The sequence below is a fragment of the Paraplanobispora takensis genome, assembly GCF_016863195.1.
GTDB lineage: Bacteria > Actinomycetota > Actinomycetes > Streptosporangiales > Streptosporangiaceae > Planobispora > Planobispora takensis.
In genome coordinates this window covers 1-13,409 of the sequence record NZ_BOOK01000028.1, presented here as the reverse complement: position 1 = coordinate 13,409, position 13,409 = coordinate 1, and the positions used below count along the sequence as shown (strand labels likewise).

Sequence of the window (13,409 nt, the reverse complement as noted above, 5' to 3'; positions counted from 1 at the left end):
GGGGCCCGTCCCCCTGGGACGGGCCCCGCCGGAGTGACGTGCCGGGCGGGTCAGGCCACCGGCGCCCCGCGGTGCTCGCGGATCATCTCGGCGTAGCGGCGGCCGCTGGCCTTGACGGTGCGGGCCTGGGTGGCGTAGTCGACGTGCACCAGGCCGAAGCGCTTGTCGTAGCCGTAGGCCCACTCGAAGTTGTCCAGGAGCGACCAGGCGAAGTACCCGGCCAGCGGCGCGCCCCGCCGTACCGCGCGGGCGCAGGCCGCCAGGTGCTCCTCCAGGTGGACGGTCCGCTCGGGGTCGTCGACCGCGCCGTCCGGCCCGACCGCGTCGTGCCAGGCGGAGCCGCTCTCGGTGACGAAGATCTTCTCCACCCCGTACTCCCCGGTCAGGCGCATCAGCAGCTGCTCCAGCCCGTCGGCGTGCACCTCCCAGCCCATCGCGGTCGTCGTGGCGCCGGGCACCGGGACCTGGCGGGCGTGGGGGGCGGGCCCCCCGGGGTCGTCGGCGACGACCTGCCGGAAGTAGTAGTTCAGCCCGTGATAGTCCAGCGGCGCCGCGATCGTCTCCAGGTCGCCCTCCCGGACCGGCAGGTCGACGCCGTACACCTCGATCATGTCCTCGGGGTAGCCGCGGCCGGCGATCGGGTCGAGCCACCAGCGGTTGACGTGGCCGTCCAGGCGCCGGGCGGCGGCGCGGTCCTCGTCGCTGTCGGTGGCGGGCTCGCAGGGGCTGAGGTTGTTGACGATCCCGATGGAGGGCGCGCTGCGGGCGGCGGACCGGATCGCCTGCACGGCCAGCCCGTGGCCGAGGTGCAGGTGGTAGGAGGCCCGCACGGCCGCGGTCAGGTCGGTCAAGCCGGGGGCCATCCTGCCCTCCAGGTGGCCGAGCCAGGAGGAGCACAGCGGCTCGTTGAGGGTGGTCCAGTCGGTGACGCGGTCGCCCAGCGCCTCGGCGACCACCGCGGCGTACTCGGCGAAGCGCCGGGCGGTGTCCCGGCTCGGCCAGCCCCCGCGGTCCTGCAGCGCCTGCGGCAGGTCCCAGTGGTAGAGGGTCACGAATGGGCGGATGCCCGCCTCCAGCAGGGCGTCGACCAGCCGGTCGTAGAAGGCCAGCCCGCGCGGGTTGACCGCGCCGGACCCCTCCGGGATCACGCGGGGCCAGGCCACCGAGAAGCGGTAGGCGTCCACACCGAGGCGGCCGAGCAGGTCCACGTCCTCGGGCCAGCGGTGATAGTGGTCGCAGGCCACCTCACCGGTGTCGCCGTTGTCGATGGCGCCGGGGACCCGGGAGAAGGTGTCCCAGATGGAGGGCAGCCTGCCGTCCTCCGAGACCGCGCCCTCGATCTGGTAGGCCGAGGTGGCCACGCCCCAGGTGAAACCGGGACCGAAGGCGGACAGCGGGTCCATGTATGCGTTCTCCTTGCGAACGGGGATGGTTGGGTGCTGAGGGCGGTACGGCGCGCAGGCCACTCGGCTCACTTGACCGCGCCCGCGGTCAGGCCCTGGACCAGATAGCGCTGCAGCAGCAGGAAGCCGGCCACCACCGGGACGCTGACGACCAGGGAGGCGGCCATCAGCTGGTTCCAGTACACGTCGTTCTGGGTGGAGTAGCCCTGCAGGCCGACGGCCAGGGTGCGGGTGCTCTCGTCGGTCATCACCGACGCGAAGAGCACCTCGGCCCACGCGGTCATGAAGGCGTAGATGGTGACCGCGACGATGCCGGGCATCGCCGCCGGGATGACCACCCGGAGCAGGGCGCCGACCGGCCCGCTCCCGTCGACCTGGGCGGCCTCGTCCAGCGCCGTGGGGATGGAGTCGAAATAGCCGACCAGCATCCAGATGGAGAACGGCAGGGAGAAGGTCAGGTAGGTGATGATCAGACCGGTGCGGCTGCCGTACAGCTCCACGCCGATGGTGTTGCCGAGGTTCACGAAGATCATGAACAGCGGGAGCAGGAACAGGATGCCGGGGAACATCTGGGTGGACAGCACGGTGACGGAGAAGATCCTCCGTCCGGGGAAGCGGTAGCGGCTGATCGCGTACGCGGCGAAGATCGCGATCGTCACCGACGCCACGGCGGCGACGGAGGCCACGATCAGGCTGTTGGCGAAGTAGTGGGCCAGCGGCACCGTCCGCCAGATGTCGGCGAAGGGCTGCAGGCTGATCGTGGTGGGGATCCAGTGGAAGTCGCCCTGCACGTCCCCGAGCGGCTTGATGGAGGTGGTGGCCATCACATACAGCGGCAGGAGGGTGAACAGGCTCAGGAACCCGAGCACGATCCAGCGCGCCCAGGGCAGCCATCGGGGCTCACGCACGGGTCCTCCTGTGCGAGGTCGCCACCAGGTACACCGCGGTCACCAGCAGCAGGAACAGCAGGAGCAGCACGGACATCGCCGCGCCCGAGCCGAAGTTCCAGGTGACGAAGGAGCTCTGGTAGATGTGGATGGAGATCAGGTCGGCCTCCTGGGGGGCCGACCTGCCGAACAGCACGTAGGGCGTGTTGAAGTCGTTGAAGGTCCACAGGAACAGCACGAGCACCACGACCTGGTTGACCGGGCGCAGCATGGGCAGCGTGATCGAGCGCAGCTGCCGCCACCAGCCGGCCCCGTCGATCGCCGAGGCCTCGTAGAGGTCGCCGGAGATGTTCTGCACCCCGGCCATGAGCACCAGGAAGGCGAACGGCCAGACCCGCCAGACGTAGGTCACCAGCAGGGCGGCGAAGCTGTTGCCGCCGATGAGCCAGAACGGGCGCTCGTCCAGCAGGCCGGACTGCTCGACCAGGATGTGGTTGACCAGGCCGGAGTCGCGCTGGAACATGAAGCTCCAGGTGATCACCCCGGCGTAGGCGGGCAGCGCGTAGGGGGTCAGGAACAGGGTGCGCAGCACCCCGCGCCCGCGGAAGCCCCCCTGCATCAGCACCGCCGCGGCGGTCCCCAGCAGCCAGCACAGGCCGACCGCCAGCACGGTGAAGGCGACGGTGACGGTGAAGGACCGCAGCAGGGAGCCGCCCACCGCCGAGTCGAAGTCCACCGCGATCTCGTAGTTGGCCAGGCCGGCGCTCGGCGCCGCCGACCAGTTGCGGATGAAGAACTGGGTGAGCTTGAGGAAGCTCATCCAGATGCCGACCAGCATCGGCACCACGTGGATGAGGAGCTCCAGCACGATCGCCGGGAGGATCAGCAGGTACGGCAGGCCGAGGCGGCGCAGCCGTACCGGGATCAGGGCGGCGACCCGGCCCGGTCCCCCTCCGGACCGCGGGGGCCCGCCTTCCGGCGACCCGCTTGCGCGCCGGGCGCCGGGGCGCGGCGTGGTGGACGCGACCATGGACATCCTCTCGATCGGTGAAGGGATCCGCGGGAGGGTGCCGGGCGGCGCGCCGCCCGGCACCCTGGGTGGGCGGGAGGGGTCAGCTGCCGGCCAGCATCTTCTCGTTGGCCTCGGTCAGCTTGGCCTTGATCTGCGCGTCGGTGACCGGCTTGCCGCTGGCCACGTCGGCGAACAGCTCGTTCATCGCGGTGCCGACCAGCGTCTCGTACTGGCTCTCCTCGGGCACCTGGGGCAGGGGCGCCGCGGTGGTGGCGAGGATCTGCTGGAAGGCCTTGATGTGCTCCGTCTGGAAGGCGGGGTCGTCGTAGCCGTCGTTGACGGTGGGCAGCGAGCCGTAGGCCTTGTTGAGGTTCTGCTGCGTCTGCTTGCTCGTCATGAACTTGGCGAACTCCACGGCGGCGTCCTGGTTCTTGCTGCTCTTGAAGATCGCCAGGTTGATGCCGGCCACCATGCCGTTGACCTGCTTGCCGCCCTGGGCGGGGTCCGGCAGCGGGATGGGGGCGACGCCGTACTCGTCCTCGCCCATGCCCGCGGCCTTCGCCGAGGAGGCGATGGACTGCCACATCAGCATCCCGGCCTTGCCGGAGGTGAAGTCCTGCACGGCCTGGGTGCCGTTGCCGTACTCCGCGTTGCTCGGGTTGACGATCTTGTGGACCGCCATCAGGTCCAGGAACTGCTTGGTCGCGGCGACCTGCTTGTCGGAGTCGAACTGCGGCTTGCCGGAGGCGTCGAACGGGTCGGCGCCGTGCTGCTGGCCGAAGATGAAGGCGTGGTGGGCGTTCTCGGTGACGCTGGCGCCCTCCACGGCCAGGCCCCACTTGCCGTCCTTGGTGAGCTTCTTGCCGCTCTCGATGAGCTCGTCCCAGGTCTTCGGCGGACCGTCGATGCCCGCGTCGGCGAACATCTTCTTGTTGTACATCAGGCCGTAGGTCATGCCGTAGATCGGGATCGCGGCGGGCGGCTGCCCCTGCGCCCCGGTCGCGGCCAGGCTCGGGCCGAGGAAGCGCTCCTTGCCGCCGAGCTTGCCCAGCAGCGCGTCGTCGAAGGGCACGAAGGCGCCGGTGGCCTGCAGCGAGGCCGACCAGGTGTTGCCGATGTTGAGCACGTCCGGGCCCTGGCCGGAGGTGGTGGCCGCGAGGATCCGGTTGAGCAGGTCGGCCCACGGGACGACCTCGACCTTCACCTCGATCCCGGTCTCCTTCTTGAAGCGGTCGAGCTCGGGCTTGAGGATCTCCTGGTCGGCCTCGAGGCTGGGACCCTGGTTGGACGCCCAGTAGGTGAGCGTCTTGGGGGCGCCGCTCTGGGCGGTGGAGCCGTCGCCGCTGCCGCCGTCGCCGCCGCAGGCGGAGGCGGCCAGCAGCAGGAACCCGGCCATGGCCGTGGTTGCGAGCTTTCGAATGCGCACGGTTGTTCCTTCGGTCGGTTGCGACTCCGGGCGTGGCGGGGAGTCGGGGGGTGGGTCCGGCACGTCCCGCGGCCTCGATGTGACCGTGATCGCGGGGCGGGGAGTGCGAGGGAATGCGGGAATTCAGTGATCTGCGGGCGTCACCGACGGGTTCTCGTCCGCTCCGCCCTGTGACGGCGGTCCTGCGGCCGAGACGCGGCCGACGCCCCCGGAGCGGCCGTGACCACCGCGGGAGGCGTGATGACCGGCCGGGCCATGGCTCGCAGGCCGGGACTTCGGGATGGATGCACGGTCTCTCCTCGATAGGGGTGCCCGCCGTACGGCGGCGAAGGAGAGCGCTCTCCAAGAGGGAGAGTGCCCCCGGGGACCGAGCACTGTCAAGCCTCGTTCCGGGAGCGGTCGCGGGCGGGCCCCGGCCGGGAGGGATCGCGTCAACGGGGGAAAACGCCTTCCCCCTACCGGCGCCGGCCCTCTTGAACGCTTATGAACTGGGGTTTCACTGAGATCGGCGGGCCCGCGCCGATTCCGGGACGCGGCCGGGAACACCGGCGGCCGGATGGCGGATCACCGGACAGCTCCCCCGCCGTTCCGGCGGCGCGGACGATCGGTTTCATATCGGCGACCGGCCAGATCTTGACATCGCCGCCCCTCGGGGCCACTCTCATTGGAGAGCGCTCTCCGTCCCAGGCTGCCCACCGTACGGCAGGCGACCTGCGCAAACGGCAGCGGCGGCGGCCCGATCCGAGAACCGGGCCGCCGCCGCGTGCGGGTGTGACCGGGTCCCGGGCCATGCGGCCCGGGACCCGGTGGCGCTATCCCTTGACCGCCCCCTGCATGATGCCGCCGATGATCTGCTTGCCGAGCAGGCCGAACACGATGACCAGCGGCAACGTGCCCAGCGCGGTGCCGGTCAGGCCGAGCACGTAGTCGTTGACGTATCCCGCGGCCAGCGTGGACAGCGCCACCTGCACCGTGGGGTTCTCCGGGGTCAGCACGACCAGCGGCCAGAAGTAGTCGTTCCACGCCGACATGAAGGTGAGCATGCCGAGCACGGCCGCCGCGGGGCGCGCGACCGGGACCACCACGTGCCAGAACAGCCCCCACGTGCTGCAGCCGTCCACCCGGCCCGCCTCCAGCAGCTCGGTCGGGAGCGCCCGGGACAGGTACTGCGTCATGAAGAAGACGCCGAACGCGCTGACCATGGCGGGCACGATCAGCGCGTACATCGTGCCGGTCCACTCCAGCTTCACCATGAGCATGTAGAGCGGGATGATCCCGAGCTGGGTCGGCACCATCATGGTCGCCACCGTGAGCAGCAGCAGGGCGTTGCGGCCGCGGAAGCGCAGCTTGGCGAAGGCGAACCCGGCCAGCGTGGAGAAGAACATCACCGACAGCGCGATGGAGCCGGAGACCAGGACGGAGTTGGCCAGCGCCAGCCCGAAGGGCACGGTGTCGAACACCCGGGCCACGTTGGCGAAGAAGTTCCCGCCGGGCACCAGCGGGGGCGGGACCTCCGCCAGCGCCGCGTTGTCCCGGGAGGCCACCACGACGCTGTAGTACAGCGGGATCGCCGAGAAGAAGGCCACCGCCGTCAACGTGAGGTAGATGAGCCTGCGGGGGGCGCCCGGGGTGCCCCGGCGGGCCGGGCGGGCCTTCGCCCGGCCGGCGGTCGTGCCGGTCATAGCAGTCCTCCCCTGCTCCGGCGGGTGATCAGGTAGTTGATGCCGGCGATCACGACGATGAAGACGAACATCATCCAGGAGATGGCCGAGGCGTAGCCGAGGTCCAGCTTGATGAAGTTCTCGTAGATGAACAGCGCCAGCGTCTGGTACTGCCGGTCCACGCCGCCGGTGAGGGTGTAGACGCCGAAGAGCAGCGGCTCGGCGAGCACCTGCATGGCCCCGATCGTCGAGGTGATGACGACGAAGACGATGGTGGGCTTGATCATCGGAATCGTGATCCTGCGCAGCTGGGTGAACTCGCCGGCCCCGTCGATGGTGGCCGCCTCGTACAGCTCGCGCGGCACGGCCTGCATGGCGGCCAGGAAGATCAGCGCATTGTAGCCGGTCCACCGCCACATGATCATGATGGAGATGGCGACGTGGGAGCTGGCCACCCCCTCGTTCCACGGCACGGCGTCGACGCCGAACCAGGAGAGCACCCAGTTGATCATGCCGAAGTCCCGGCCGAACAGCTGGCTGAAGATCACTACCACCGCGACCACGCTCGTCACGTTGGGCAGCAGCAGCGTGACGCGGAAGAAGGTCTGCGCCCGCAACGGCCGGTTGAGCAGGTGCGCCAGCCAGATGGCCAGCAGCAGCTGCGGGACGGTGGACAGCACCCCGATGGACAGGGTGTTGAAGGTGGCGTTCCAGAAGTAGTCGTCGGCCAGCAGTGTCCTGAAGTTGTCCAGGCCGACGAAGGTCTGCTCCTCGGAGAGCAGCACCCACTCGTGCAGGCTCACCCAGGCGGTGTAGGCCAGCGGGAACAGCCCGAACGCGGAGAAGAGCAGGAAGAACGGGGCCACGTACGCGTACGGCGAGCCCTTGACGTCGAGCTGGTGGACCAGGTGACGGCGCACGCGGTGGTGTGGTCGCACCGGTTTGCCCGGTGGGACCGCCGCCAGGCGGTCCGGCGCGCGGGTGGCCATGGCAGCTCCTTTCGGCGACTCGTGAGCAGGAAGGAAGCGGGGAGGGAATCGGCGGACCGGCCGCGCGGCCGGTCCGCCGGAGCGTCACTTGATCCTGCCGACGTCCTTCAGCGCCTGGGCCCAGGCCTCCTCCGGGTTCTGCTTGCCCTGCTCGACCCGCTGAAGGCCGTCGCCGAACGCCTTCAGGATGTCGCCGGCCTTCGGACCGACCTTCTGCGGCTTGAGCGCCTTGGCGGCGTCGGTGAAGATCTTGCCGATCGGGGCGTTGCCGAAGTACGGGTTGACGAACTCCGCCACGGCGGGGTCGTCGTACAGGACGGGCAGCGAGGGCAGCGCGCTGGCCTCCTTGAAGAGCTTGATCTGGCTCTCCTTGCTGGTCAGCAGGTCGATCAGCTCGGCCGCCTCCTTGGGGTGCTTGCCCTGCTTGGGCAGCATCAGGTGGGTGCCGCCCTGGTTGCCGCCGCCACCGGGCACCGCGGCGATGTCCCAGGCGCCCTCACCGGGGTTCTGGTCCTTGATCGTGCCGGTCTTCCAGGCCGGGCAGACCATGGTGGCGAAGGTCCCCTTGGCGATGCCGGTGTTCCACGGCGGGGTGAAGGCGGGCAGCTTGGCCGACAGACCCTCGTCGATCATCCGTACGCCCATGTCGAAGGCCTTGCGCACCTCCGGGTTGGTCCCGGCGATGATGTTGTACTGGTCGTCGTAGTAGCCGACCGGCGCCTGCTCGACCATGGCGCGGAAGTGCTCGCCGGGGCCGTCGGTGAACTTGGCGCCCGCCACGCCGGCCGCGACGAACTTCTTGCCCGTCTCGACGTACTGGTCCCAGGTGGGCCAGAGCTTGGAGACCTCCTCGCGGTCGGTGGGCAGCCCCGCCTTCTTGAACAGGTCGGGCCGGTAGCACATGGCCAGGCCGCCGACGTCGGTGCCCAGGCCCATGAGCGAGGAGCCGTCGTTGGAGACGCCCAGCTGCCACTTCCAGTCGAGGTACTCGCTCTGCCGCTTGTCCAGGCCGTAGTCCTTGAGGTTGTGGAACTTCTCCGGTGAGGGGGTGAACGCGCCGACGTAACCGCCCTCGACCGCCACGATGTCCGCGGCGCCCGCGCCGGTGGTCAGTTGCGTGACGAGGTTGGTGTGGTGGTCGTTGAACTGCGCCCTGCGCTCGACGATCTCCACATTGGGGTGGGTCTTCTTGAACTCCTCGTACAGCGGCGCGTAGTGGAAGTCGCTGAACAGGGCGACGGTCAGCTTGACCTTCTCGGCCGGCGCACCGCTGCCGGCCGGTCCGCTCGCGCTCGTGCCGCCGCTGCCGCAGGCGGCCACGCTCACGGTCAGCGCGACCGCGGCCAGCATGGGGCCGAGGAACCGGGGACGACGTGTGCCCATGGAACCCTCCTTGGGTCCTTGACGATCAGTGGGAGAGAGGGCCGGCGTGACCGTACGGCGTGCCACCCCGAGCGCGACACGCCGTACGGTCACGCAGACGCCGAACACGGTCCGCCGGGTATCCGCCGAGCGGGACCCGGATTGCGGACGTTTTCCGGAAGCGCTCTCCCAACGCAGGACGGCCCGGCTGCTTGTGGCCGCCACGGCCAGGCCGATCGGATCCAATTGCGGACTCTAAAGGGCTCTGAACTGCGGTTTGAGTGCAAAATCTCTCCTCAGTGCAGGGGGGTGCCCGACGCACGCGGCGACGAGAATGGAGAGAGCGCTCTCTGTGGTGAGAGCGTGCCCTGCCAGATCGGGCACTGTCAAGGCTTGATCCGCCATCGGCTCGAAACCTCCCGCACCCTTCCCCGTAACGGAGAGCGTCCCCGGAACACCGTCCCGCGCGGCCATTGACAGCACCCGCCGCCACCGGTGACGCTATGGGCTCATTGGAGAGCGCTCTCCATCAGGAGGAACCAACGGCGAAGGGAAACCGCGTGGGCACCGACGACCTCGACCATCTGGTGGAGAAGCTGAGCCTGGAGCAGAAAATCGGGCTGCTGTCCGGGGTCGGCGTCTGGCGCCTGCGGGGCGAGCCGGACATCGGGCTGCGCGCCATGGTCACCTCCGACGGCCCGGTCGGCGTGCGGGGGCCCGGCTGGGACGAGCGGAGCACCTCCCTGACCCTGCCCTCCGTCACCGCGGTGGCCGCGACCTGGGACGAGGAACTCGCCGAGGCGCTGGGCGGCCTGATCGCCTCCGAGGCTCGGCGCAAGGGCGTCCACATCGTGCTCGCCCCGACGCTCAACCTGCACCGCTCCCCGCTGGGCGGGCGCCACTTCGAGTGCTACTCCGAGGACCCGCTGCTGACCGGCCGGATCGGCGCCGCATACATCCGCGGCGTCCAGGCCGGCGGGGTGGCGGCCACCGCCAAGCACTACGTCGCCAACGACTCCGAGACCGAGCGGCTCACCCTGGACGCCCGGGTCGACGAGCGGACGCTGCGCGAGCTGTACCTGGCGCCGTTCGAGGCGGCGGTGGAGGCGGGGGTGTGGGCGGTCATGTCCGCCTACAACAAGGTGAACGGGACGACCATGTCGGAGAGCCCGCTGCTCTCCGACCCGCTCAAGAGCGAGTGGGGCTTCGACGGCGTGGTCGTGTCGGACTGGGGGGCCGTGCGCTCCACCGTCCCGTCGGCGCTCGCGGCCCAGGACCTGGCCATGCCGGGGCCCAACCCGCTGTGGGGCGAGGCGCTGATCGCCGCGGTGCGCTCCGGCGAGGTCCCGGAGAGCGTGATCGACGACAAGATCCGCCGCCTGCTCGGACTCGCCACCCGCGTCGGCGCCCTGACCCCCGCCACCCCGGACGACCCGGCTCTGATCGTCGCCACTCCGGGCAGCCCAGGCACGGCCGACCCGGGCACGTTCCCCACCGGCGCCGATTCGCGCACGTCGTCCGGCACCGGGTCCGGAACCGCCGTCTCGGCAGCGCCGGATCCGAGCGTGGCCGGGGCGCTGCTGCGCCGGGCCGTCTCCGCCAGCACCGTACTCCTGCGCAACGAGGGCCCGCTGCTCCCGCTGGACCCCGTACGGCTGCGCCGGGTCGCGGTGATCGGCCCGAACGCCGCCACCGCCCGGATCCAGGGCGGCGGCAGCGCGGGCGTCTACCCCGTCTCCACCGTGTCGCCGCTCGACGGCATCCGCGAGGCGCTGGCCGGGAAGGCGGAGGTGCACCACTCTCCCGGCGTCCGCATCGACACCCGGCCGACCCCGCTGGACACCGGCAACGCCCGCAACCCGCGGACCGGTGAGCCCGGCCTTCTGGTCCGGCTGCTGGACGCCGCCGGCGAGGAGGTCCACGCCGAGCACCGCCTGAGCGGGCGCCTGCCGGAACCCGGGTCGGTCCCCGCCGCCGTCGCCGTCGAGATCCGCGCCCTCCTGCGTCCCGGCGCCGGCGGCCCCTGGGAGCTGGCCTTCGCCGGGTGGGGGCGGGTCCGCCTGGAGGCCGAGGGCCGCGTGCTCCTCGACGAGGAGGTCGAGCTGGACACCGACGACCCCGCCGTCGTGCACCTGACCCCTCCCTATCGGCGCGCCCGGATCTCGACGGACGAGGACCGGGAGGTCGAGATCGTCGCCCGGCGGCACTTCGCCCCCGGCACCGGGGTCGCCTCGATCCTGGCCGCCGATCCCGTCCGGCAGGGCGCGCAGGACGAGCTGGCCGCCGCGGTCGAGCTCGCCCGCACCTGCGACGCGGCCGTCGTGGTGGTCGGCACCACGGAGGAGATCGAGAGCGAGGGCTTCGACCGCGAGCACCTGGAGCTGCCGGGCCGCCAGAACGAGCTCGTCCGCGCGGTGGCCGCCGTCTGCCCGGACACGGTCGTGGTCGTCAACTCGGGCGGCCCGGTGACCCTTCCCTGGCGCGAGGAGGTGCCCGCCGTACTGCTGAGCTGGTTCCCCGGGCAGGAGGCCGGGCACGGCCTGGCCGACGTCCTGTTCGGGGTCGCCGAACCCGGGGGCCGGCTGCCGACCACCTGGAGCGAGAGCGCGCTGTTCTCCACCGTCCCGGAGGACGGGGTCCTCACCTACGGGGAGGGGCTGGACATCGGCTACCGGGCCTGGCTGCGGGAGTCCACGCCGCCGGTGTACTGGTTCGGGCACGGGCTGGGCTACACGTCCTGGTCGTACGAGAGCCTCACCGTGCCCGAGCTGATCACGCCGGACGCCCCGCTCACGGTCCGGGTACGGCTGCGCAACACCGGCGGGCGCGCCGGGCGCGAGGTCGTGCAGGTCTACCTGTCGCGACCGGAGACGGCCGTGACCCGTCCGGTGCGATGGCTGGCCGGTTACGCGGCGGCCGTCGCGGAGCCGGGCGAGACCGTCGAGGTCGCCGTCGGCATCCGGCCGCGGGCCTTCCAGTACTGGTCGGCCGAGGCGGGCGGATGGCGCCTGGAGGAGGGCGCCTTCACGGTGCTGGCGGGCCGTTCGGCCGCCGACCTCCCGCTCGCGGCCACCACGATCGCGGATGCGAAAGCGCTGGTGGAGCCGTGAGTTTTCTTGGAGAGCGCTCTCCCGCTATGCTATAAAGAACCCTATGAGCGAAGGTCTCCCGCCGTCATCGGGATCATCCCCCACCCTGGAGGACGTGGCCCGGGCGGCGGGCGTCTCCCGAGCCACCGTCTCGCGCGTCATCAACGGCATCCGCAACGTCGACCCCGCCATCCAGGAGACGGTCAAGAAGGCCATCGCCGCCACCGGCTACGTCCCCAACCAGGCGGCCCGCTCCCTCGTCACACGCCGCACCGGGGCGATCGCCCTGGTGGTCTCCGGCGCGGGCGACGAGAGCGGGGAGGACCCCTTCCCCGGCCAGGTCTTCGCCGACCCGTTCTTCGGCCGCGTGGCCGGCGGCATCGTCGGCTTCCTGCGCCCCCGCGGGGTCCATCCGATCCTGATGTTCGCCGAGACCGCCGAGACCCGCGCCCAGGTGCTCGCCTACCTGCGCCAGGGCAACGCCGACGGGGCCGTGCTCGTCTCCACCAACGCCGACGACCCGCTCCCCAGACTGCTGGTCGAGGCGGGCCTGCCCGCCGTGCTCTTCGCCAGGCCCCCCGAGCCGCTCCCGATCAGCTACGTCGACGTCCAGCACCGGGCCGGCGCCAAGCTCGCCGCCGACCACCTGGTCGCCCGGGGCTGCAAGCGGATCGCCACCATCTCGGGCCCCATGGCGGTGCCCGCCAGCCAGGAGCGGCTGGCGGGCTTCAGGGACGCCATGGCGGTGCACGGCCAGCCCTACATCCCGTGGGTGGAGGGCAGTTTCACCTACCCCAGCGGCGAGGCGGCCATGGAGCGCCTGCTGGCCGAGCATCCCGACATCGACGGCGTCTTCGTCGCCAACGACGTGATGGCGCAGGCCGCTCTGGTGGTGCTGCGCCATCACGGCCGCCGGGTGCCCGAGGACGTGGCGGTGGTCGGCTTCGACGACAGCAGCGCGGCGCTGGCCTGCCGTCCCCCGCTCACCACCATCCGCCACCCCGTGGAGGACATGGCCGCCGAGATGGCGCGCCTGCTGCTGGCCCACATCGAGGAGCCGGAGCGGCAGGCGACCTCCGTCATCTTCGAACCCGCCCTCGTGATCCGGGAATCCGCCTGAGCCGATCCCGGACCCGCGCTCAGCGGCCCGAGGGCCGGCGCCGTGCGGCCACGACCATCAGGAAGCTCACGAGCAGCAGCCCGGCCGCCGTCCGGACGAGCCACCCGATCTCGACACCGGTGTAGGGAAGCTGCTCCCCGACCAGGCCGTACTCCGGAGTCTGCGGCGCCTGCCCCAGCGACTCCCCGGACGTGGTCTCGTCGGGCTCCGCCAGCCCGGGCGTCGCCTCACCGGGCGTGACCTCCTCCCCCGGCTCGGCCGGGCTCGGAGCGGATCCCTCACCCGGGGTCTCCCCACCGGGCTCAGCCGGACTCGGTGCCTCCCCACCCGGGGTTTCCCCGCCAGGAGTCTCCCCACCGGGCGTCTCCCCACCGGGCGTCTCTTCGCCCGGGGTTTCCCCGCCGGGCTCAGCCGGGTTCGGCGTCTCCCCACCAGGGGTTTCCCCACCAGGGGTTTCCCC

At 71.1% G+C, this 13,409-nt stretch carries 10 protein-coding genes; 2 read left to right on the top strand and 8 right to left on the bottom strand.

Annotation, left to right across the window (positions count from 1 at the left end):
* Positions 1 to 50: 50 nt before the first annotated feature.
* The 7 genes from Pta02_RS18890 to Pta02_RS18860 all read right to left on the bottom strand — a co-directional run bounded on the left by Pta02_RS18890 (position 51) and on the right by Pta02_RS18860 (position 8,761).
* Complete coding sequence (locus Pta02_RS18890; RefSeq protein ID WP_203876184.1) at positions 51 to 1,403, bottom strand: GH1 family beta-glucosidase; 1,353 nt, start codon at positions 1,401 to 1,403, stop codon at positions 51 to 53.
* 68 nt (positions 1,404 to 1,471) lie between these two features.
* Positions 1,472 to 2,311 (bottom strand): carbohydrate ABC transporter permease, encoded by an 840-nt coding sequence (locus tag Pta02_RS18885; protein ID WP_239130898.1) that lies wholly within the window; start codon positions 2,309 to 2,311, stop codon positions 1,472 to 1,474.
* Entirely contained in the window at positions 2,304 to 3,320 is a 1,017-nt protein-coding gene (locus tag Pta02_RS18880) for a carbohydrate ABC transporter permease (protein WP_203876183.1), read from the bottom strand. Before Pta02_RS18880 ends, Pta02_RS18885 begins: the two co-directional genes overlap by 8 nt.
* 82 nt (positions 3,321 to 3,402) lie before the next feature.
* Complete coding sequence (locus Pta02_RS18875) at positions 3,403 to 4,728, bottom strand: sugar ABC transporter substrate-binding protein (protein WP_203876182.1); 1,326 nt, start codon at positions 4,726 to 4,728, stop codon at positions 3,403 to 3,405.
* Positions 4,729 to 5,540: 812 nt separating this feature from the next.
* The gene (locus Pta02_RS18870) at positions 5,541 to 6,410 is read right to left on the bottom strand and encodes a carbohydrate ABC transporter permease (RefSeq protein ID WP_203876181.1); all 870 of its coding nucleotides are present in this window, start codon (positions 6,408 to 6,410) and stop codon (positions 5,541 to 5,543) included.
* Positions 6,407 to 7,378, bottom strand: coding sequence for a carbohydrate ABC transporter permease (locus Pta02_RS18865; RefSeq protein WP_203876180.1), 972 nt, complete (start codon positions 7,376 to 7,378; stop codon positions 6,407 to 6,409). Before Pta02_RS18865 ends, Pta02_RS18870 begins: the two co-directional genes overlap by 4 nt.
* Positions 7,379 to 7,462: 84 nt before the next feature.
* Positions 7,463 to 8,761, bottom strand: coding sequence for an ABC transporter substrate-binding protein (locus Pta02_RS18860; RefSeq protein ID WP_203876179.1), 1,299 nt, complete (start codon positions 8,759 to 8,761; stop codon positions 7,463 to 7,465).
* Between the two features lie 539 nt (positions 8,762 to 9,300).
* Between Pta02_RS18860 and Pta02_RS18855 the strand changes: the two genes are divergently transcribed.
* Positions 9,301 to 11,850, top strand: a complete 2,550-nt coding sequence (locus tag Pta02_RS18855; protein WP_239130896.1) for a glycoside hydrolase family 3 C-terminal domain-containing protein — start codon at positions 9,301 to 9,303, stop codon at positions 11,848 to 11,850.
* Between the two features lie 43 nt (positions 11,851 to 11,893).
* Positions 11,894 to 12,949 carry a LacI family DNA-binding transcriptional regulator gene (locus tag Pta02_RS18850; protein ID WP_203876177.1) on the top strand — a complete coding sequence of 352 codons (1,056 nt, stop codon included), beginning with the start codon at positions 11,894 to 11,896 and terminating at the stop codon, positions 12,947 to 12,949.
* A gap of 19 nt (positions 12,950 to 12,968) precedes the next feature.
* On the opposite strand, the gene Pta02_RS18845 is transcribed toward Pta02_RS18850, so the two are convergent.
* Positions 12,969 to 13,409 (bottom strand): LPXTG cell wall anchor domain-containing protein (locus tag Pta02_RS18845; protein WP_203876176.1); only part of this gene is annotated, 441 nt, incomplete at its 5' end.